The sequence below is a fragment of the Paraburkholderia sp. EG286A genome (genome assembly GCF_040965375.1).
GTDB lineage: Bacteria > Pseudomonadota > Gammaproteobacteria > Burkholderiales > Burkholderiaceae > Paraburkholderia.
Genome location: NZ_JBFRCB010000007.1, coordinates 321608 through 341819 on the forward strand (window position 1 = coordinate 321608; position 20212 = coordinate 341819).

The following is a 20212-nucleotide window of genomic DNA, read 5'->3' on the forward strand; positions in this document are numbered from 1 at the left end:
CGCTCAGTGCGAATGCCGCGGCACCGCCGCCCCGCGCTTGCCCACGAGGAAGTCGAGGTCGCAACCCTCGTCGGCCTGCAGCACATGATCGACGTAAAGGCGCGCATAACCGCCCTTGCCCAGCTGCTCCGCCACGCCGGGCGCGGCCGCCGGATCGACATCGCTCAAACGGCGCGCGAGTTCCTCGTCGCTGATGTCCAGATGCAGGCGACCCGATTCGCAGTCCAGCTCGATCCAGTCGCCGTTGCGCACCGCCGCGAGCGGCCCGCCCGCGGCCGCTTCGGGCGCCACGTGCAGGACCACCGTGCCGTAAGCCGTGCCGCTCATGCGCGCATCGGAAATGCGCACCATGTCCTTCACGCCCTGGCGCAGCAGCTTGGGCGGCAGGCCCATGTTGCCGACCTCGGCCATGCCGGGGTAGCCGCGCGGGCCGCAGTTCTTCATCACGAGGATGGAGTCCTTGTCGACGTCGAGCGACTCGTCGGCGATCGTCGCCTTGTAGTGGTCGAAGTTTTCGAACACCACGGCGCGGCCCCGATGCTTGAGCAATTCGGGCGTGGCCGCCGAAGGCTTGAGCACGGCGCCGCGCGGCGCGAGATTGCCGCGCAGGATACAGATGCCGCCGTCTGCGATCAATGGGTTGTCGAGCGGACGGATCACTTCGTCGTTGTAGTTGGGCGCCTCGCGCACGTTGTCCCAGATGGACTTGCCGTTGACCGTGAGCGCATTCGGATGCGGCAGGAGGTTCGCTTCGCCGAGCCGGCGCAGCACCGCCGGCAGGCCGCCCGCGTAATAGAACTCCTCCATCAGGAAGCGGCCCGAAGGCTGCAGATCGACGATGGTCGGCGTGTTGCGGCCAATGCGCTGCCAGTCTTCCAGTTCGAGATCGACGCCGATGCGCCCGGCAATCGCCTTCAGGTGAATCACGGCGTTGGTCGAGCCGCCAATCGCCGCGTTGGTGCGAATGGCGTTCTCGAACGCCTCGCGCGTGAGGACCTTCGAGAGCTTCAGGTCTTCGAGCGCCATCTGCACGATGCGGATGCCCGACATGTGCGCGAGCACGTAGCGGCGCGAATCGACGGCGGGAATCGCCGCGTTGTGCGGCAGCGAAACGCCGAGCGATTCGGCCATGCAGGCCATCGTCGAGGCGGTGCCCATGGTGTTGCAGGTGCCCGCCGAGCGCGACATGCCCGCTTCGGCCGAAAGGAACTGGTGCAGATTGATCTCGCCCGCCTTCAGTTCCTCGTGCAGCCTCCACACCACCGTGCCGGAGCCGATGTCACGGCCTTCGTGCTTGCCGTTGAGCATCGGGCCGCCGGTCACGACGATGGCGGGCACGTCCACGCTCGCCGCGCCCATCAGCAGCGCGGGCGTGGTCTTGTCGCAGCCGCACAGCAGCACGACGGCGTCGATGGGGTTGCCGCGAATCGCCTCTTCCACGTCCATGGAGGCGAGATTGCGCGTGAGCATGGCCGAGGGACGCAGGTTCGATTCGCCGTTCGAGAACACCGGGAATTCGACCGGGAAGCCGCCCGCCTCATAAATGCCGCGCTTCACGTGCTCGGCGAGCTTGCGGAAATGCGCATTGCAGGGCGTGAGCTCCGACCAGGTGTTGCAGATGCCGATGATCGGGCGACCATCGAATTCGTGATCGGGAATGCCTTGATTCTTCATCCAGCTTCGATACATGAAGCCGTTCTTGTCCGTGGTGCCGAACCACTGTTGGGAGCGCAGTTTGGGTTTGGTATCCGACATCGTGTTCGTTGTGTGGAGCGGGTAGTTCGCCGAGTGCTTAGAGCGATGGATTCGGGACAGTCTAGGGAGAAGTCTGATAACCTTCTAATGAAATAATGGACGCTTCCGATATCGATATCGGCATTGGTATAAACACCTAAAACTATTTGGGAAATCAGGCGGAGACATGCTGGATACGAGCCCCTGGTACGTACGCACGCGGCTGAAAACGCGGCAACTGCTCCTCGTCGTGGCGCTGGCGGAGGAAGGCAACATTCACCGCGCGGCGGCGGCGCTGAACATGACGCAGCCCGCCGCCTCGAAGCTCCTGCGGGAGCTCGAGGACATGCTCGGCGCGGTGCTGTTCGAGCGCATGCCGCGCGGCATGCGGCCCACGCTATACGGCGACGCGCTGATCCGCCACGCGCGCGCCGTGCTCGGCAGCCTCGACCAGGCGCAGGAGGAACTGAGCGCGCTCAAGGCCGGGCGCCTTGGCCACGTGGCGGTGGGCGCGATCACCTCGCCGGGCGTGCGCGTGCTGCCGGCGGCCGTTGCGGCGGTCAAGCGCACGCATGCGAACCTGCGCGTCTCCGTCGAGATCGACGCCAGCAACGTGCTGCTCGAACACCTGGCGCAAGACAAGCTCGACGTGGTGCTGGGCCGCCTTGCCGCCGAGCACGACAAGCTCCAGCTGCGTTACGAGCCGCTCGCGGGCGAGCCCGTGTGCGCCGTGGTGCGGCCGGGGCATCCCATGCTCGTGGCGGCACAGGACGAAGCCCGGCCGATCGCGCTCGCCGACATCGCGCGCGCCACCTGGGTCGTGCCGCCGGTCGGCAGCGTGCTGCGCCACCGCTTCGAGCTGATGTTCCAGCGTGCGAGCCTCGCGCCCCCATCGAACGTGGTCGAAACGCCCGCGCTGCTGTTCATCACGCGCGTGCTGGAGCAAAGCGACATGATCGCCGTGCTCACCGAGGACGTGGCGCGCTACTACGCGGCGCACGGCATGGTCGCGATCCTGCCCGTGCCGATGGATTGCCAGATGGACGACTTCGGCATCATCACGCGCGCGGACGGCCTCCTCACGCCCGCGGCGAGCGTGATGATCGAGGCGTTGCGGCAGGTGAGCGCCGACATTTACGGCACGCACGGCCACGAGCCAGGCGCGCGATAATCGTGCGACGAAATCCGCGCTAGAGGACCGAACCATGCCCGCCAGCCATCCCGCCGCTCCCGACAGCACCGCCATTCGCGTCGCGCTGTGGCGCGCGCTGCACGTCCAGGTCGACGATGCGCCCCACGTGCTCGAAGACGAAACCGGCATGCAGATCGCCGCGCCGGAAACGAACTGGCGCGAGCGGCCCGATATGCACCCGCAAGGGACGCGCGGCTATCGTGCTTCGATCGTCGGGCGGGCACGGTTTGTCGAGGACCTCGTGGCCGAGCAGACCGCGAAAGGGCTCGCGCGCCAGTACGCGATTCTCGGCGCGGGACTCGACACGTTCGCGCAGCGCCACCCCGAAATCGCCTCGCGCCTGCACGTGTACGAGGTGGACAAGCCGGGCACGCAGGCCTGGAAGCGTCAGCGGCTCATGGAGCTGGGGTATCGCGAGCAGGCGTGGCTGCGCTTCGTGCCGGTCGATTTCGAAGCCGGCGAAACGTGGTGGGATCGGCTCGCCGCAGCTGGATTCGATGCCGCGAGTCCGGCGGTGATCGCCTCGACGGGCGTTTCGATGTATCTCACGCGCGAAGCGAACCTCGCGACGCTGCGGCAGATCGCGCGGCTCGCACCGGGCTCGACGCTGGTCATGACGTTCCTTTTGCCGCTTGAACTCATCGACGAGCCCGAGCGCTCGCAGCATGCCGCCGTGTATGAACGCGCGAAGGCGGCAGGCACGCCGTTCGTGAGCTTTTTTGCGCCGGATGAGATGCTTGCGCTGGCAAGCGAAGCGGGGTTGCGTGAGGCCCGTCATGTTTCGACCGCGGATCTTGTCGCACGTTACTTCGCAGGACGAAGCGATGGACTGAGGCCGGCGAGCGGGGAATCGATTCTCGTGGCGACGGTTTGAGGCAAGCCTGCCAGTCGCTCCTGTTGTTCCCCATATGATGGCGGGCCGGCCACGGTATAGTTCGCCGGCCACCGTGCTGGCGAGCTTTAAGCAGAAGCCATGCCAATCGTTAGCGCCGCGCGGGCGCGTTGTAGGGACGACCTGGTCTTGATAAGGCAAACGATCTACACTGGAATTCAGCACAACCGAATAGATCGGCCAGCCGTGGCGGACTGATCGTATTCCGTATGCCTTCACAATGCGGAGTCCGGCCGTGCTGTGCGTTGCGTCTGGAGGTGGCCATGAAAAAGGAGAGGAAGACCGCACGGCAGATTCTGTCCGTGATCTCCCGCGAGGTTGTTTCGGTCAGCCCCGATGACACGGTGCTCGCGGCGCTGCATGTAATGGCGGAAAAGGACGTCACGACGGTGCTTGTGCTGCAAGACGGCAAGCTTGCCGGCATCCTGTCCCAGCGCGACTACGCCCGCAAGGTCGAAGTGCTCGGCCGCGACGCCGCCAGCACCACGGTTGGCGAGATCATGACCACCGAGGTGTTTTACGTGACACCCGAGCACACTTGCGATCAGTGCCTCGCGTCGATGCATACCCGGCGGATCCGGCACCTGCCGGTCATCGAATCCGGGCGCGTCATCGGCGTGCTTTCCAGCAGCGACCTCCTGGAAGAACTTTTTCAGGAGGACGAGCATTTCATCACGCTCCTCGAGCATGACATGCTCTATCTGACGATCGATACTGGCGGCGCCTATTAGGCATGGTGCGCACCGATGCGCTTCTGAGGCCCCATCGACCCATATTTGCGAAGGTTTCCAGCAAGTGACCCGCGCGCGCTTGCATATATCATGCTGTGATATATTATTTAAGGGAGCCTTCCGGTGACCGGAACGCCGGCGGATGACAGTCCACGCAGAATACAGACGCGATTCGCGTGGGCGGCGCATACCTTCAACCCATGTCCGGTTACGACAACCAGGAGCAATACGATGTTTGCCACACCGATGTTTCTCGTCGCCCTTTTCGCTTTAATTGTGGCCATGCACCGTGGCGTGACCCGCAGGGCAGACGCGAGCCTTCGCGCGCGATTCGAGGCGGAAGGCTCACGCGGCGCAGTGTCGCGCCAGATGATGCGAGTTGCGGGATTTAGCGTCTGAGTCATCAGGTTGATACCCTGGCCGGCTCACCGCTCGCACCGCGTTCGAAGAGCCCACAAGTCCATGCCCGGCCTCAGTGAACATCTCCCTACGAGGTCACTTACGTCCCGCCTTAAGTAGTCAGCCGTCGATAAGCGTTCAAATGACGAACCAGGCCCTGCGGGTCGCCACGTCTTTCGAGCAGCATTGCCAGATTGTGGTGAGCGTCCGCGTACGTCGGGTCGAGTTCGAGGCAGCGCATATAGCTTCGCTCAGCGTCTTCGAAGCGGCCCAGCTCCTCGAACGCAATCGCGCGATTGAAGTGCAACACGGCATCGTCGGGAAAGTGTGCCAGCGCTTCGTCCGATAGTTGAAGCGCGTCCTCGCAACGCCCCTCGAGTTCACACAGCAGCGCGCCCAAATCAACGTAGGCAGCATAAAAAGGTTGCGGCGATAGCGCTATGGCCTTGCGGTACGCCCGTTCAGCGCCGTTCACATCGGTTGCTCTCAACTGCTCGCCGAGGTCGTACCACTCCTGAGCCTGATGCGCGAGGTTCTTCTGCGCAGGCGCCGAGTCGAGAAACACGACATCGCCCTTGATTTGCGCCACTTCGAAATCCAGCAGGAACTGACCGGTGGCGGCATCCCATTGCGAAGGACCGGTTCGCACGGCCACGTCGTTGCCAACCGCCGATACGCGAATCCCCGTAAGCGGCAATGCCTCGGGCAACTCGTCTCTGAGCCGCGTGAGCGCCATGATGATCTTGCGCGGCGCAATGCGCGCATCGCGCAATTGCAACGCCGTACGCAGCAGCACGACGTCCTGGAACGTGAAGCGGTATGCGTTTCGCGGTCCCCGTAATGGCTTCACGAATCCTGCAGCAATGAGGCCCGATACCACCCTCCGGGAAACGCCCAGCATGGCCTGCAACTCGCGCATCGAAGTCTCGCGCGCGGCGACTTGTGGCGTCACTTGCGTGCCCGCACCCTGGCAGGCGCTTCAGCGGGAGCCTTGGCGGCGCGCGCCGGCGGCTTGCGCGTCTTGGGCGCGACAGGCAGTTCGGTAACGGGCTCCGCGCTCTTGCTACGCTTCGGCGCCGGAGCGGCTTTCGCTTTCGCGCCACCCTTCAAACTCGCGCGCAGGGCATCCATCAGGTCGATCACCTGTCCGCCGCCGGCCAGTTCTTCGTCGGCCTCGTGAACGACGACCTGCTTGCCGGCAATCTTTTCGTCGATGGCGGCGAGGATGCGCTTCTTCTCTTCGTCTTCGTACGCAGTCGGGTCGTAATTGTCTTCGGCGCCCTGCTCGATAATCTGCAGCGCGAGTTTCATCTCGGTATCGGATACGTCGACATGTTCGACATGCAGGTCAGCCAGCGAGCGAACCTCGTCGGCGTACAGCAATTGCTGAAAGACGAGCCCATCTTCTTCGGGGCGCACCTGCACGATCCGCGTCCGTCCTTTTGACGCCCATTTCGCCAGCGCGCAGCGGCCGCTCTGCACGAGCGCCTGCTGCAACAGGCTGTACGGCTTGCCGCCTCGCTTGTCGGGCGCAATGTAGTAGGCCTTGTCGTAGAAGACCGGGTCGATCGCCTCTTCCGGGATGAAGGCCATGATTTCGACGACATGGCTCGCAGCGTCTTCGAGGGCCTTTAGCTCGTCGGTGGTGAAGACCACGAAGCGGTCCTTTTCGAATTCGTAGCCCTTGTTCATGCTCGAGCGCTCGACAACGTCGCCCGTCTTCTCGGAGACGTATTGCTGCTTCACGCGCGAGCCGTCTGGCGCCAGCATGTGAAAGCGGACGTCGGACGAACTCTCGGTGGCGGTATAGAGCTTCACCGGAATCGAAACGAGCCCGAAGGACAGCGTCAGGGAAGCGATTGAGCGGGCGGGCATGGACTTCTCCTCGCGGATTGGCACGTTCGGCACGTCGCTTAACGCAAAGCGCGTGCCGCCGCCGACCGGCGGTCGTTTCATTTTAGGAGCTTTATCGCCGATGCCAACGATTGCGCCCCCGACCAGTAATCGGCCCACGGGTCCTGCTGCTGGAAGCTGAGGTACTCGCGGGCCGTTTGTACCGTCCACTGCGCCCCGCTCTTGAGGTCGTTCAACTGCGCCCAGGCGACCGGCATCGAGACGCCCATCCCGGGTCGCGCCCGCGCGGAAAATGCCGCAGCGGTGGTCTGCGCCTTGCCGTTGCGCAGGTAGTCGACATAGACCTTGCCGACCCGGTTCGACGGCCCGGAGGTCGCCGAAAAGCGCTCGGGAATCGTCTTCGCCAGATGCCGCACGAATGCCTGCGAGAACGACTTGACCGCATCGTAGTCCAGCCGCGGCGCAAGCGGCACGACGACGTGCAAACCCTTCCCGCCGCTCGTCTTCAGCCAGGCTTGCAGACCCAGCTCCGACAACAGCGTTTGAACCAGCAGCGCCGCTTCCTGAACGCGTCCCCATTTCACGCCCTCGCCTGGGTCCAGGTCGAAGATGACCCTGTCGGGCTTGTCGAGTCGTCGAACCGTCGAATTCCAGGTGTGAAACTCGACGGTGTTCATCTGTGCCGCCGACAGCAGCGCGTCGACCGTGTCGACGGTCAAGAGGGGCGGATGATTCGGCCAGAGACTGCGGTCGTGTGCCGTCAATCCGGGCATGGCTGTTCTCTCGGCATGCTTCTGAAAGAACAGGTCTTCGGCGATGCCTGCGGGCGCACGGACCATCGCAATGGGCCGGGCCTTCAGGTGAGGCAGCATCCGCTCGGCGATACTCGCGTAGTAGCGCACGAGGTCCGCCTTCGTGATACCGGTCGATGGGTCGACGACGCGTTCCGGATGCGTGATTTTCAGCTTCGCTTGCGGCTCCGGCGCCAGTGTCTTTCCCCCTTCCCGGACGACGCCGGTCGGCGGCTTGTCGATGCGCAGGCCTCTGAAGGAGGCCTGCCGGACGACACCATCGGCGGTCCAGTCCGCGAATTCGACCTCTGCGACGAGTTCAGGGCGAACCCACCGCTCACTGCCGGCCGAGCGCCGGGCCCACCGGCGCGGCCTGGTCACATCGACATCAAATGGTGCCGCATCGACTTCGAGCGGCGTCAGCCGGGCCCACAGGTCCCGCGCGGTCCGGGCGTCCCAGCCGGTGCCGACGCTTCCGGCGTCGCGAAGCTTGCCGTCCGCGTAATAACCAAGCAGCAGGCTGCCGACCTCGCCGTCTTTGCCGCCTCGCCCTGTGAAGCCGCAGATGAGCAGTTCCTGGCGGAGCCGGGACTTCGCCTTGAGCCACGTCTGGGTCCGCCCCGATTCATAGGGCGCGTCGCGGCGCTTGAGCATGAGGCCTTCCAGGCCCAGGCCCGAGGCGGCTTCGAACAGTTGGGCCGGGGGCGCCTCGAAGTCCTGGCTGAACCGGATGTGCTCACCGGCATCTTGAAGAAGCTGCGCGAGCAGCATGCGCCTCGACCACAGCGGCACCTTCCTGAGGTCTTTCCCGTCGAGGTATACCAGGTCGAACAGGAAGTAGACGATATCCTGATTCGCGTTGCCGTCGATGGCATCTTGCAGCGCAGCGAAACTGGGAAGGCCGTTTTTGAGGACGGTGATTTCGCCATCCAGCCACGCACTGTTGAGCGCAAGCGCTTCGACTTCTGCCGCAAGTGCGGGAAACCTGGCGGTCCAGTCATGACCGCCTCGCGTGATGAATCGCACATGGCCTTTGGCGACGCGGGACAGCATGCGATAGCCGTCGAGCTTCGCTTCCGTCACCCAATCACCGCTGGTGGGAAGGGATGCCGCCAGGGTCGCGAGTTGAGGCTCGAGTCTGGCAGGCAGCGGAGCAGACACCGCCGCGACAAGGTCTATCTCCGACGACCCGCTGCGCGCAGGCCTCGCGACCCTCGGCGCACGTTCCTCGACGAGCCCGAGCGGCTTCGCGGTAACGCTATCGGGAAGCGCCTTGATGACATCGTATTCGGCAAGCGGCTGCGCCCACGCATCGCGCTTCTTGAACAGCATCCACTGGTCTTGCCTGTCGCCGGGCTTCGATATGCGGACCAGCTCCCAGAGTCCGGCAAGCTTTTCGCCGTGGAGACGAAAGACCAGCTTGCCCGCAGTCATTCCCTCGCGCGGATCGCCGACGGGTTCCCAGCTGCCACGGTCCCAGACGATCACGTCGCCGGCGCCGTATTGCTTTGCCGGAATCGTGCCTTCGAAGCCCGCGTAGTCGGCAGGATGGTCCTCCACGTGTATGGCCATCCGTTTTTCCTTCGGGTCGTAACACGGGCCTTTGGGTACGGCCCAGGACAGCAGCACCCCGTCGAGTTCGAGCCGAAAGTCGTAGTGCAGCCGGCTCGCCCAGTGCTTCTGCACAACGAAGCCCAGATGTCCATTTTCAGCGGGCGGGCTGGCAGCCGGCGGCGCCGGTTCAGGCGTGACACGGAAATCCCGCTTTTTTCCGTAGCGGGACAGCGGCGGTGATGACGGATTGCGGTCGCGGGTCGAGGCCATGACGATAGTCTAGGAACATCTCTCGCCTGGTGCGTCGCAAATGGAACGCCTGGCGTGAACACTCGCGCCCGCGTTATGTGCCCTGCGCTGCGGTTTCCGGCCGCCGCTTCGTCACGACGTAGACGAGCGCCACGAAGGCGATCCACGACGGCCCCACGATCACGGCAACACGTGTGTCGTCAAAGCGCGCCATCAACGCGAGTACGACGAGGAGAAACGCACCCGCAAGCAGGTTGCCGTACGGGAAAAACGGCACCCGGCACGCGCGCGACGCGCCACGAGCGGCGAGCGGCGCCTTGCGAAAACGGTAATGTGAGAAGAGGATGATCGCCCATGTCCAGAGCGCACCAAACGTGGAAATGGCGGTGAGCCACACGAACACATGCTTCGGACTCGCATAGTTGAGGTAGACACCCAACAGCGCGCAAGCACACGAAAACAGCAGCGCAAAGACCGGAATGCCGTTCGGCGAAACGCGCGCGAATACGGCGTGCGCCTGCTGTTGCTCCGCGAGGTTATGGAGCAGCCGCGATGTACCGTAAATATTGCTGTTGCACGAGGAAAGCGCCGCGGTCAACACGACGAAATTGATGATGCCGGCGGCGTAATGGATGCCGAGCCTGTCGAACGTGAGCACGAACGGGCTACCGTGTGTGCCGATCTGATTCCAGGGATAAATCGACATGATCACGAACAGCGCGCCCACATAAAAAATCAGTACGCGCCAGAAAACGGAATTCACGGCGCGTGCGAGCGTTTTTTGCGGATTGCGGGCCTCGCCGGCGGTCACGCCGAGCAACTCGATGCCCTGATAGGCGAACATGACCATCGGCAGCGCTTTCAATATTCCCGTCCAGCCATTGGGCATGAAGCCGCCGTGCGTCCACAGATTGCTCACGCCTGTCGCGACGCCGCCGTTGCCCAGGCCGAACACGATCATGCCCGCGCCCGCCACGATCATCAGCACGATCGTGACGACCTTGATGAGCGCGAACCAGAACTCGAATTCGCCATACGCTTTCACGGCGGCGAAATTGATCGCCGCCACGGCGCCCAGTGCGGCAAACGTCCATATCCACGTGGGCACGTGCGGGAACCAGATATTCATGTAAATGCCCGCGGCCGTGATCTCGCACATGCTGCCAACGAGCGCCGTAAGCCAGTAGGTCCAGCCCGTGAGATAGCCGGCGAGCGGCCCGACGTAGTCTTGCGCGTAGCGGCTGAACGATCCGGCCACGGGGTTGGCCACGGCCATTTCGCCGAGCGCGCGCATGATGATGAATATCGCCACGCCCGCGAGCGTATAGCTCACGAGAATGGCCGGGCCGGCCATTCTGATCGCGCTGGCCGAGCCGAGAAATAGCCCGACCCCAACGGCCGCGCCCAAGGCCATCAGGTTGATGTGACGCTCTTCGAGTCCGCGATGAAGCGCAGGCTGTCGTTCCGACATGGTGTCTCCTTCCATGGCTTTGTGCGCCACGCAGGCTTTGCGGGCGCCAGCCTCGATGTATGTTCAGATTTGTGATGGCCCGGCGGCGCACGATGCGCTGGCGCCGCGGCCAGCAGGGTCAATCCCGCTTCGAGAGATGAATGCCGGCAAGCATGCAGCGCACCGATCCGCCGGCCATCTCGATCGTCGGCACGTCGAGCGGCAGGAGTTGCGCCGAACGCTCGATCAAGCGACGCTGGCGCAGGGAAAGGCTTTCCAGAGCACGTCGCGACAGCGCCAGCACGCGCCCGTCGCGTCCAGACAATTCGATGGCGTTGCCGGCGAAGTTGTCGATCTGCGCGTTCTCGAGGCCAATGACCGTACGCCCCGTCTGTGCGAGACGGCGATGAATCGCCTCGCGGCGCGCGGCCTCGCGGATCACGTCGAGGCCGATCAGCACAAAGTCGGTCGCGACGCTCATCATCACGTTGGTGTGATAGATGGGCGTGCCGTCGCTGCCCGCCGTGTCGAAGCACATCGGCTCGAAATTGAAGTGCGTGCAGAAGCGTTCGAGCGCGACCGGATCGGCGCGTCGCGAGCGTGCCGTGTAAGCCACGCGCGCAACATGATCAAGCACCATCGCCCCGGTGCCTTCGAGAAAGAGATCGTCGTATTCGAGCCCGGAAAAGTCGATCACGTCCTGCACCCGATACTCGGACTTGAGCATGTCGATCACGTCCGTGCGCCGTTCGCGCCGACGATTGCCGCTATACATCGGATACAGCGCGACATGGCCGCCGGGATGCGTCGAGAACCAGTTGTTCGGGAACACCGAATCCGGCGTGCTGCGCTCGCCGAAGTCGTCGAAGACGTGCACGTGCACACCGGCGTCGCGCAACCGTTGCGCGGCTTCGGTGACTTCGTCGCGTGCCGCTTCGGCAAGGGCTTCTGTGGCCGGGTCGCCGCAGGCGGGCAGCTCGCGCTGGAACGCGTTGTCGGCCGCGGTTTCCGGGTTGGGGTGAAAGCGGTGCGGCCGGATCATCACGACAGCGCACGGCGCCTGAATCGAAAGAAGGCTCATAGGGAGTAGCGAAATTCGGGCAACGAATACCGGTCGATACGGGGCGGTACGGGGCGGTCAATTCACCAGCGCCGTCACTTCAGCCACACGTGCGGCAGGCAACGACGGGACGTGTTCGGCGATCAGCCCAAACAGGTTCTTGGGATCGGCGGCCGGCGGAATCAGCGAGATGTCGTCGCCCACGCCATGTTGCATCGCGCGTGCATAGAGGTAGCGCAGCGCCGAATAGTCTTCCAGCGCGAAGCCCACAGAATCGAAGATCGTCACTTCCGATGCGCTCTCCCGGCCCGGTGCGTCTTTCTGCAGCACGCGCCAGAACTCGACCACGGGGAAATCGGCCGGCAATTGCTGGATCTCGCCTTCGATACGGCTCTGGGGTTCATACTCGACGATCACGCGTGCCATGCGCACCACGCTCTCGTGCAACTCGGTTTTGCCAGGGCAGTCGCCGCCAACCGCGTTCAGATGCATGCCGGGTTCGATCATCTCCGGCGTGATGATCGTGGCATACGCCTTGTCGGCCGTGACCGTCGTCACGATGTCGGCGCCCCGCACGGCCTCTGCAGTCGAGCCGGCGCGCACGAGCTTCAGATGAGGAAATGCCGCGAGATTGCGCACGAGCTTGTCGGTCGCCTGCGTGTCGATATCGAATACGCGAATTTCTTCGATGCCCAGCAGCGTATGAAAGCCGATCGCCTGGAATTCGCTTTGCGCACCGTTGCCGATCAGCGCCATCGTGCGCGCGTTCGGACGCGCCATCTGCTTTGCCGCCATGACCGACGTCGCGGCTGTGCGCAACGCGGTGGTCAGCGTCAGTTCGGCCAGCAGCACGGGGTAGCCGGTATCGACGTCGCCGAGCGCGCCGAACGCCATGACGGTGTGCATGCCGCGCTGCGCATTGACGGGATGACCGTTCACGTACTTGAACGCAAACAGCTTCGCATCGGCAACAGGCATCAATTCGATCACGCCATCCCGGGAATGGCAGGCGACGCGCGGCGATTTATCGAATTCGTTCCATCGGCGGTAGTCGTGTTCGAGCGCATCGACGAGTTCGCTGAGGCAGCGAGGCACGCCTATGTGTGCGATGAGTTTGCTGGTGGCAGGAACGTCGAGAAAGCGGGTCATGAAATGTCTCCTGGGTGGGCTATGCCGTGCACGGCGTTCGTGCGGCACGCAATGAGGAGATTATTTCGATGAAGCACGCCAACTGACAGATGGCAAAGCTGGCAAAACGCGCAGGAAACTGGTCACTTTGCCAACCCGCGCTGCCATCTTGCGCAGGTTGATTCCGGGGCGGCCGTTCAGGCCTTGTGCGTCGAAAGCAGAATACTGGTTTCGGTGTTGGCGATGCCGTCGAGCAGGCGGATCGAAGCCAGTACCCGGTCGAAGCTTTCCAGTGAATCCGCCTGCAATTCCGCCACCAGGTCCCAACGCCCGTTCGTGCTGTGGATGGTCGCCACGTTCGGATAACCGCGCAGCGCCTTCACGACATCCGCTGCACGGTTGCCCTCGACGGCAATCGACATGAGCGCACGAATGCGGTGCTTCTCCGCCGAGGGCTTCAGGCGCAGCGTATAGCCAACGATCACGCCGTTTTCCTCGAGCCGCGCAATGCGGTTCTGGACGGTCGCCCGCGCCACGCGCAACTGCTTCGCCAGAGTGACGACCGAAGTGCGGGCGTTGTCGCGCAGCAGCGCGATGAGCTGTCGGTCGATGTCGTCGAGGCTGATCATATCGATATTTCCTGGCTGAATCCTGAGAGCCGCGAATATGCCGTGAGGCGGGCAGCGGCGCCACGCGAACTGGTCAGACTGCTCGCTGCGCGTGGCAAATTGCCAGGATTATGGGCGATTTCGACCCGTTTGCCATATCTATGTCGACAGCCTCGTGGGATTCAGTGCTGGCGCTGGCGAACCGAAGCGTTCCCGGTTGCATGTCGCCATTCAGCGAGACCCAAAAGACAAGGCGGGAGCCGGCTCTCGCCGCTCCCGCCAGATCACTTCGTTGTGCTCACAAGCACCGCGCAAGAAGCCGCGGCAATGCTCAGCTCATGTGCAGGCCGCCGTTGAGCGAGAAGTCTGCGCCGGTCGAGAAGCCCGCTTCGTCGGATGCGAGCCACGCCACGATCGAGGCGATTTCCATCGGTTCGCCGAGGCGCCGCACCGGAATGCTGTCGACGATCTTCGAGAGCACTTCGGGCTTCACCGCCTTCACCATGTCCGTGCCGATATAGCCGGGCGAAACGGTGTTGACCGTTATGCCCTTGGTCGCCACTTCCTGCGCGAGCGCCATGGTGAAGCCGTGAATGCCGGCCTTGGCCGTGGAGTAATTCGTCTGACCGAACTGGCCTTTCTGCCCGTTCACCGACGAAATATTGATCACCCGCCCAAAGCCCCGCTCGATCATGCCGTCGATCACCTGCTTGGTCACGTTGAAGAGGCTCGTGAGATTGGTGTCGATCACCGCGATCCAGTCTTCGTGCGTCATCTTGCGGAAGACGACGTCGCGCGTGATGCCGGCGTTGTTGACCAGGATGTCGATCTCGCCGACGTCCTTCTTCACCTTCTCGAACGCAGCAGCCGTGGAGTCCCAGTCGGCCACGTTGCCTTCGGACGCGACGAACTCGTAGCCAAGCGCCTTCTGCTCGTCGAGCCAGCGCGCCTTGCGCTGCGAGTTCGGACCGCAGCCCGCGACCACCGTGTAGCCATCCTTGTGCAGACGCTGGCAGATGGCCGTTCCGATGCCGCCCATGCCGCCGGTCACGTAGGCAATACGCTTTGCCATAGATCCTCCTTTTGCTTTAGGGGGTAGGTGAGTTGGGAAAGACTCTGGAGGATGGAGTCAGTTTGACGAGCGCCACCAAGCCGGGCGATGGGGAAATACCCGTACAGGAAAACGCCTGCCGCAATCCTTCCGTAAGACAGCGTGCGCCGGCCTTCGCTCGATACCGCCGGAAAACCGGATCAGCGTAGCAGCGTCCTTTGGGGGACACAAGACGATCACGTCCTCGGACGTGGGCAAAAGCACACAATTACCTGGCATGCCTCAATAAATGCCCGCGGGGAAAATGTGTTTTGCATAAAGATACGGCCCGGCTCCATTCGGGACCGGGCCGCACGCAGGCTCACTGCGCAAGCATCAAATGAGCATCAAAGGCCGGCGGCGAGGCGCTCGTTGCCATACCCGTCGGGCAAACCGGTCACGTATTCCAGCCGCCCCACTGCTTCGAGCAGCGAGCGGCCGGCGATCGTGAGCGACAGCCGGCGGTGGCCTTCCGTCCATTGCTCGAGCGCAACCAGCTGACGCTCGAGCAGCGTGTCCAGTTCCTGGCGGTTCATGTCGATCTGGTCCGGCGAATGGCGGACCAGCATCAGCGTGGCGAATTCTTTCGGGCTCAGCAACGTTGTCTCCCAGTAACTTTCATGCCGCAACCAGGGGCACAGGGCCGCATATATTCGAGCCTCAATGTGACACGGGCATGACTGTCACAATTTCGCTCCCGCACTATATTGGTCCTGCATATCCGGCGTTGCTGCCCTCTTTTCGGACAGCGGCGACTGTGCCGGCACGAGCGCCGCGCCGCATTCCTCCACGAGGTTGCGCAGCGTGGTCGGGAAGAGCGTGCCGGGGTCGTCGGCAATGCCTGCGCCGTCGTCGCGCAGCGCCGCGCCGATGCCCACCACGATGGTCGCGTCGGGCGCACGCTCGCGCAGGCGCCGCACGAGATTGCGCAGGTACGGCGCCGACTCGGGCGCATCGAGCGAGACCACGCAGATGGCCGGCGAGCGCTCGTCGATCATGGCCCCGCGGGTGGCGCGCACCTCGTCGTAGGTGGTGGCCGTGCAGGGAATATTGCGCCGCATGAGCAACTGGCCGACGATCGCCACCGCCACGTCGTCGAACGCGCCGCGTCCGGGCACGCAGAGCACCTCGCCGGCGTCCGGCGAGAGCGTGAATTCGATCACCCTCGCGCCTTCGTCCGCGCCCTCGGCGGACTTCTTTGCGCTCTCGTCCGCGGCTGCGGCGTGGCGCGAATCGTCCACGGATTCGAGGTCCTCGACGATATCGAGCAGCGCCTGGTTGATGCGCGCGACCTGCTCGCCGGGCAGCACGCCGCGCATGGCGTCGTTGCGCGCGAAGCGCAGGCCCTCGAACGCCACCTGCTCGTAGTAGTCGATGAGCGGCATGCTCGTGAGCAGCCGGTCCGCCTGCAGCAGCGCTTCATGGGGATCGTCGGCGAGCAGGCGCTGGTAGCAGGTTTGCGCGGGCGTGAGCGCGGGCTGGTCGCCGAGCAGGATCGTGAGGAAGTTCAGCCGGTCCACGTAGCGGCCCAGCGTGACGATGCACAGCGTGAGCGGCGTGGAAAGCACGAGCCCCACGGGCCCCCACAGCCAGCTCCAGAAGATCGCCGCCACCACCACGGCCAGCGGCGAGAGGCCCGAGCGCTTGCCATACAGCATCGGCTCGGCGAACTGCCCCGCCACCACGTCCACGACGATGAAGAAGATCAGCGTCGTTACGCCCATGGTCCATTGCGGCTGCGTGGCCGCGGCCACGATCGTCGCCATGATCGCCGCGATCCAGATGCCGATGTACGGCACGAAGCGCATGAGCGCCGCCACCGCGCCGAACAGCAGCGCGCCCGGCACGCCGATGCCCGCCAGCCCCAGCGCGATCACCCCGCCCACCGTGACGTTCACGCCGACTTGCGCGACGAAGTAGCGCGAGAGCCGCTGCGAGGCGTCGTTGATGGCGGTCGTGGTGCGGTGCAGGTCGTCGGAGCCGAACACGCTGATGAGCCGGTCGCGCAGATCCTCGCGCTGGAACAGGATGAAGATCGTCACGACGAGCACGATGAAGGTCGTCTCGAGCGGCGCGATAGCCGGGGCGAGCGCCTTTTGCGCGAGCGTAAGCGGCGTGGGCGCGGGATTATGGATCTCCACGGGCATGGGCTGCTGCGGCTGGTTGCGCGCCGCGCGCCCGCGCGGCTGCGGCGGCGCGGGCGGCGGCGTGGGCGTCACGCGCTGCAGCGCGGTGGCGGCCCGCGACATCAGCGAATCGGCGCGGCCCACGGTTTTTTCCTGCACCGTTTGCACTTTCTGCTCGATCTCTTCCTGGTACTGCGGCAGGGAGGCGGAAAGCTGGTAGACCTGCGCGGCGATCAGCGCGCCCACGCCGGCGAGCGCGAGCACGGTGGACAGCACCGCTACGAGAATGGCGAGGAACTGCGGCAGATGAAAGCGCCGCAGCGTGGTGACGAGCGGCGCCAGCAGAAAGCTCAGCAGCACCGAGAGCGTAATGGGAATCAGCACCGCACGCCCGAAGTACAGGCCGCACACCACGACCACGCCGGTAATGACGGAGGCGAGGCTGTGCAGCGTGGGCGGGCTCGGCGGAAACACCCGGTTGCGTCGGCCCTGCGGCGGCAGCGGGAAATTCATGTCGGATCGGATCGGCAAAAAAAAGAAACCTCGGGGCCGCGCTGGCTCGGGCAAGCGCACGGCCCCTCTATACGCACGAAGCGCGCCTCGAAATGGTACCGCGCCCACACGCGTGGGGCCCAGCCGTCCAGATTTTCGCAGGTCGCGAGGGCGGGACGCAAAATCCGCGCGTCACTGCGTCTGCGTCTTGCCCGTGACGAGCTCCTGGTTGCGCGCGGTCAGGAACTGGATGAGCCCGTCCACGCCGCCCTGCTGGATCTTCTCGTTGAACTGCTGGCGATAGGTCTGGATCAGCCACGCGCCGAGCACGTTCAGGTCGTAAAGGCGCCAGCCCTGCGGCGTCTTGTACAGGCGGTAATCGATTTCGATCGGATTGCTGCTGGTCTGCGCGAGCGTGCGCACGACGACGTCGGTGTCGCCTGGCGAGCTGCGCATGGGCGGGTACTCGATCTTCTGGTCAGGCTTGAGCTGCGCGATGGCGCCCGAGTAGAGATGGATCAGCAGCAGCTGGAACTGCTGCTCGATCTGCGCCTGCTGCTCAGGCGTGGTGGTGCGCCAGTGCGGCCCCATGGCGAGGCGCGTGGTGCGGCGAAAATCGACGTACGGAAGAATGTCGCGGTTGACGATATCCTGGATGCGCGCGATGTCGTCGGGCGCGACGGCCTTCGTGCGGACTTCGTCGAGGATCTGCTGCGTGGCGGTCTTGATGAGCGCCTGCGGATCCGACTGGTCCACCTGGGACGATTGAGCGAACGCCGCCGTAGCGGGCAGGAACGACAGACACCACGCGAGCAGCGCGGTCATGCGGAATAACCTGGTCATCGATATCTCTGGGCAATGGCGGGAGCGGCGAGCGGGCGCGAAATCGACAAGCCGCACGCATCGCGCGAGCGCACGCCAGCGCTCAGTCTAGCGGGTCGGGCGCACTCAGGTCGGATCGTTGTGCCGTGCGTGCGCTCGTGCATTCACGCGCGCGGCCCGCGCGCACGCGCGTCGGACGCCGCGAGAAACGCCTCGAGCCCGAAAAGCCAGGCCACGCAAAACGAGAGGCGCGATAGCACCGCCGGCGTCGGGTCGCCTTCGCTGTCCCCGGCGCCCTCCTCCAACACGGTCTCGCCAGAAGCGGGCGCGCCTGACAGTGGCGCGGACGTCGTCGATAACGGCGATTGCTGGCGAGAAATGGCTTCGGGCTCCATGGCTGCGGTGCTCCTCGGTGCGGACCGGATCGTGATTGGCGCTACGGTGAAGCAAGACACATACCATGTCGTGGCATTGCGCCCGGCCCCGCCCGCAGCCACGCTCGCGCACCCGCACGCCACTTCCGCCCTGTAAAAACTACACGCGCGTCACGGCAAAGCGGAGGGGCCCGCGCGCGCCAGGCCCAGCAGTCGTTGCGCGGGCAGGCGGGCACGAAAAACGCATGCAGCCGCACGCCCGCCCGTTCGCTCGCCTTGCCTGCCCGCGTAATCGGTTCAATTGCAATGCAATCGGGATCGACTCGATACGATCGTGTAAGGTTCAGCGGTTCGTCTCGACGACGAGGCGCGCCCCATCGCTCAGGAGATCGCATGAACACACCGGAACAGGTTCGCATTGCGGACATCCTCGGCCAGCATCGCGACACGCTGCTCGCCGAATGGCTGCGCCTGCATCTGCCGATCGCGCTGCGCCGCGGCCTCGCGATGGAAGGGGAAATTCGCGAGCAGTTCTCCGCGTTCCTCAACATCTTTCTCGACACGCTGCCGAACACCGAAACCTTCGACGCGGGCCGCCCGGAGTGGGAGCCGGTGCGCGCGTTCCTCGCGGAAATGTCGGCGCACCGCGCGCGTCAGGGCTACACGCCGGTCGAGACGGCCACTTTCGTGTTCTCGTTCAAGGAGCCGCTCTACGCTCGCCTGCGCTCGGCCTATGCGCACGACCCCGCCGAACTCGCCCAGCTGAGCTGGCAGGTGAACCTGTTGCTCGACGGCTTCGGCCTCTACACCACCGACATTTTCCAGAAGAGCCGCGAAGCGATCATCGCGCGCCAGCAGGAAGAACTGCTCGAGCTTTCCACACCCGTCGTGCAGCTTTGGGAAGGCATCCTCGCGCTGCCGCTCATCGGCACGCTCGACTCGGCGCGCACCCAGGTCGTGATGGAGAGCCTGCTGCAGAAGATCGTCGACACGGGCGCGGGCCTCGCGATCATCGACATCACGGGCGTGCCCACCGTCGACACGCTCGTCGCGCAGCATCTGCTCAAGACCGTCGCCGCCGCGCGCCTCATGGGCGCGGACTGCATCATCAGCGGCATCCGCCCGCAGATCGCGCAGACCATCGTGCACCTGGGCGTCGATCTCACCAACGTCACGACCAAGTCCACGCTCGCCGACGCCTTCGTCATCGCGCTGCAGCGCATCGGCGCGACCATCCTCTCGCCGAAGGCCGCGGCCTGAGCGCCACGCAGCGCCACTGAAGCACGGGAACCGCACACGATGGAACGCATTCCGATTCTGCGCCTCGGCGACTGCCTGATCGTCACGATCCAGGTGGACATGCACGACCGCCTCGCGATCGCACTGCAGGACGACCTCACCGAGCGCATCGTCAAAGAGTCGGCCAAGGGCGTGCTGATCGACATCTCGACGCTCGATGTGGTCGACTCGTTCATCGGCCGCATGATCAGCAACACGGCCGCCATGGCGATGGTGCTCGACGCGCAGACCGTGGTGGTCGGCATGCAGCCGTCCGTGGCGATCACGCTGGTGGAGCTCGGCCTCACGTTGTCGGGCGTGCGCACCGCGCTGAACGTCGAAAAAGGCATGGCGCTGCTCCGGCAGCGTCAGCTCCGTTGAGTCCCAT

The 20212-nt window shown here is 64.5% G+C and carries 18 protein-coding genes; 5 read left to right on the plus strand and 13 right to left on the minus strand.

Going from position 1 to position 20212, the window contains the following annotated elements; translation table 11 throughout:
- Positions 1–3: 3 nt before the first annotated feature.
- Complete coding sequence (locus AB4Y35_RS31375) at positions 4–1755, minus strand: IlvD/Edd family dehydratase (protein WP_368707460.1); 1752 nt, start codon at positions 1753–1755, stop codon at positions 4–6.
- A 166-nt stretch (positions 1756–1921) separates the two neighbouring features.
- Between AB4Y35_RS31375 and AB4Y35_RS31380 the strand changes: the two genes are divergently transcribed.
- The 3 genes from AB4Y35_RS31380 (at position 1922) to AB4Y35_RS31390 (ending at position 4549) form a co-directional block, all read left to right on the plus strand.
- The gene (locus tag AB4Y35_RS31380) at positions 1922–2905 is read left to right on the plus strand and encodes a LysR substrate-binding domain-containing protein (RefSeq protein WP_368707461.1); all 984 of its coding nucleotides are present in this window, start codon (positions 1922–1924) and stop codon (positions 2903–2905) included.
- Between the two features lie 34 nt (positions 2906–2939).
- Positions 2940–3800 (plus strand): class I SAM-dependent methyltransferase, encoded by an 861-nt coding sequence (locus tag AB4Y35_RS31385; protein ID WP_368707462.1) that lies wholly within the window; start codon positions 2940–2942, stop codon positions 3798–3800.
- 281 nt (positions 3801–4081) lie between these two features.
- Positions 4082–4549: a CBS domain-containing protein gene (locus AB4Y35_RS31390; protein WP_368707463.1), complete on the plus strand. Its 468-nt coding sequence runs from the start codon at positions 4082–4084 to the stop codon at positions 4547–4549.
- Between the two features lie 511 nt (positions 4550–5060).
- On the opposite strand, the gene AB4Y35_RS31395 is transcribed toward AB4Y35_RS31390, so the two are convergent.
- The 12 genes from AB4Y35_RS31395 to AB4Y35_RS31450 form a co-directional block, all read right to left on the minus strand.
- Positions 5061–5867, minus strand: coding sequence for a tetratricopeptide repeat protein (locus tag AB4Y35_RS31395; RefSeq protein WP_368707553.1), 807 nt, complete (start codon positions 5865–5867; stop codon positions 5061–5063).
- Between the two features lie 29 nt (positions 5868–5896).
- Positions 5897–6823 (minus strand): Ku protein, encoded by a 927-nt coding sequence (locus AB4Y35_RS31400; protein ID WP_324159727.1) that lies wholly within the window; start codon positions 6821–6823, stop codon positions 5897–5899.
- 77 nt (positions 6824–6900) lie between these two features.
- A complete protein-coding gene (gene ligD, locus AB4Y35_RS31405; RefSeq protein WP_368707464.1) occupies positions 6901–9417 on the minus strand; it encodes a DNA ligase D in 2517 nt (838 codons plus the stop codon).
- 73 nt (positions 9418–9490) lie between these two features.
- Positions 9491–10867 carry an amino acid permease gene (locus tag AB4Y35_RS31410; protein ID WP_368707465.1) on the minus strand — a complete coding sequence of 459 codons (1377 nt, stop codon included), beginning with the start codon at positions 10865–10867 and terminating at the stop codon, positions 9491–9493.
- 118 nt (positions 10868–10985) lie between these two features.
- Complete coding sequence (gene ctlX / locus AB4Y35_RS31415; RefSeq protein ID WP_368707466.1) at positions 10986–11927, minus strand: citrulline utilization hydrolase CtlX; 942 nt, start codon at positions 11925–11927, stop codon at positions 10986–10988.
- A 57-nt stretch (positions 11928–11984) separates the two neighbouring features.
- Entirely contained in the window at positions 11985–13055 is a 1071-nt protein-coding gene (locus AB4Y35_RS31420) for an ornithine cyclodeaminase (protein ID WP_368707467.1), read from the minus strand.
- 176 nt (positions 13056–13231) lie between these two features.
- A complete protein-coding gene (locus AB4Y35_RS31425) occupies positions 13232–13663 on the minus strand; it encodes an Lrp/AsnC family transcriptional regulator (RefSeq protein WP_324161414.1) in 432 nt (143 codons plus the stop codon).
- A 310-nt stretch (positions 13664–13973) separates the two neighbouring features.
- On the minus strand, positions 13974–14714 hold the full coding sequence (locus AB4Y35_RS31430) for a 3-ketoacyl-ACP reductase (RefSeq protein ID WP_368707468.1): 741 nt from the start codon (positions 14712–14714) through the stop codon (positions 13974–13976).
- A gap of 365 nt (positions 14715–15079) precedes the next feature.
- Positions 15080–15331 (minus strand): hypothetical protein, encoded by a 252-nt coding sequence (locus AB4Y35_RS31435; RefSeq protein WP_342922955.1) that lies wholly within the window; start codon positions 15329–15331, stop codon positions 15080–15082.
- 84 nt (positions 15332–15415) lie between these two features.
- The gene (locus AB4Y35_RS31440) at positions 15416–17371 is read right to left on the minus strand and encodes an AI-2E family transporter (RefSeq protein WP_368707469.1); all 1956 of its coding nucleotides are present in this window, start codon (positions 17369–17371) and stop codon (positions 15416–15418) included.
- Between the two features lie 171 nt (positions 17372–17542).
- Complete coding sequence (locus tag AB4Y35_RS31445; RefSeq protein WP_342922957.1) at positions 17543–18193, minus strand: ABC transporter substrate-binding protein; 651 nt, start codon at positions 18191–18193, stop codon at positions 17543–17545.
- A 143-nt stretch (positions 18194–18336) separates the two neighbouring features.
- A complete protein-coding gene (locus tag AB4Y35_RS31450; protein WP_368707470.1) occupies positions 18337–18567 on the minus strand; it encodes a hypothetical protein in 231 nt (76 codons plus the stop codon).
- 372 nt (positions 18568–18939) lie between these two features.
- Between AB4Y35_RS31450 and AB4Y35_RS31455 the strand changes: the two genes are divergently transcribed.
- Entirely contained in the window at positions 18940–19806 is an 867-nt protein-coding gene (locus AB4Y35_RS31455; protein ID WP_368707471.1) for an STAS domain-containing protein, read from the plus strand.
- Between the two features lie 39 nt (positions 19807–19845).
- A complete protein-coding gene (locus AB4Y35_RS31460) occupies positions 19846–20205 on the plus strand; it encodes an STAS domain-containing protein (protein ID WP_368707472.1) in 360 nt (119 codons plus the stop codon).
- The last annotated feature ends 7 nt before the right edge of the window (positions 20206–20212 follow it).

What these genes read in the sequence shown, in the direction of transcription:
- AB4Y35_RS31375 (WP_368707460.1), bottom strand. Translation starts at nt 1,755, where the DNA reads ATGTCGGATACCAAACCCAAACTGCGCTCCCAACAGTGGTTCGGCACC.
- AB4Y35_RS31380 (WP_368707461.1), top strand. Translation starts at nt 1,922, where the DNA reads ATGCTGGATACGAGCCCCTGGTACGTACGCACGCGGCTGAAAACGCGG.
- AB4Y35_RS31385 (WP_368707462.1), top strand. Translation starts at nt 2,940, where the DNA reads ATGCCCGCCAGCCATCCCGCCGCTCCCGACAGCACCGCCATTCGCGTC.
- AB4Y35_RS31390 (WP_368707463.1), top strand. Translation starts at nt 4,082, where the DNA reads ATGAAAAAGGAGAGGAAGACCGCACGGCAGATTCTGTCCGTGATCTCC.
- AB4Y35_RS31395 (WP_368707553.1), bottom strand. Translation starts at nt 5,867, where the DNA reads ATGCGCGAGTTGCAGGCCATGCTGGGCGTTTCCCGGAGGGTGGTATCG.
- AB4Y35_RS31400 (WP_324159727.1), bottom strand. Translation starts at nt 6,823, where the DNA reads ATGCCCGCCCGCTCAATCGCTTCCCTGACGCTGTCCTTCGGGCTCGTT.
- ligD (WP_368707464.1), bottom strand. Translation starts at nt 9,417, where the DNA reads ATGGCCTCGACCCGCGACCGCAATCCGTCATCACCGCCGCTGTCCCGC.
- AB4Y35_RS31410 (WP_368707465.1), bottom strand. Translation starts at nt 10,867, where the DNA reads ATGTCGGAACGACAGCCTGCGCTTCATCGCGGACTCGAAGAGCGTCAC.
- ctlX (WP_368707466.1), bottom strand. Translation starts at nt 11,927, where the DNA reads ATGAGCCTTCTTTCGATTCAGGCGCCGTGCGCTGTCGTGATGATCCGG.
- AB4Y35_RS31420 (WP_368707467.1), bottom strand. Translation starts at nt 13,055, where the DNA reads ATGACCCGCTTTCTCGACGTTCCTGCCACCAGCAAACTCATCGCACAC.
- AB4Y35_RS31425 (WP_324161414.1), bottom strand. Translation starts at nt 13,663, where the DNA reads ATGATCAGCCTCGACGACATCGACCGACAGCTCATCGCGCTGCTGCGC.
- AB4Y35_RS31430 (WP_368707468.1), bottom strand. Translation starts at nt 14,714, where the DNA reads ATGGCAAAGCGTATTGCCTACGTGACCGGCGGCATGGGCGGCATCGGA.
- AB4Y35_RS31440 (WP_368707469.1), bottom strand. Translation starts at nt 17,371, where the DNA reads ATGAATTTCCCGCTGCCGCCGCAGGGCCGACGCAACCGGGTGTTTCCG.
- AB4Y35_RS31445 (WP_342922957.1), bottom strand. Translation starts at nt 18,193, where the DNA reads ATGACCAGGTTATTCCGCATGACCGCGCTGCTCGCGTGGTGTCTGTCG.
- AB4Y35_RS31450 (WP_368707470.1), bottom strand. Translation starts at nt 18,567, where the DNA reads ATGGAGCCCGAAGCCATTTCTCGCCAGCAATCGCCGTTATCGACGACG.
- AB4Y35_RS31455 (WP_368707471.1), top strand. Translation starts at nt 18,940, where the DNA reads ATGAACACACCGGAACAGGTTCGCATTGCGGACATCCTCGGCCAGCAT.
- AB4Y35_RS31460 (WP_368707472.1), top strand. Translation starts at nt 19,846, where the DNA reads ATGGAACGCATTCCGATTCTGCGCCTCGGCGACTGCCTGATCGTCACG.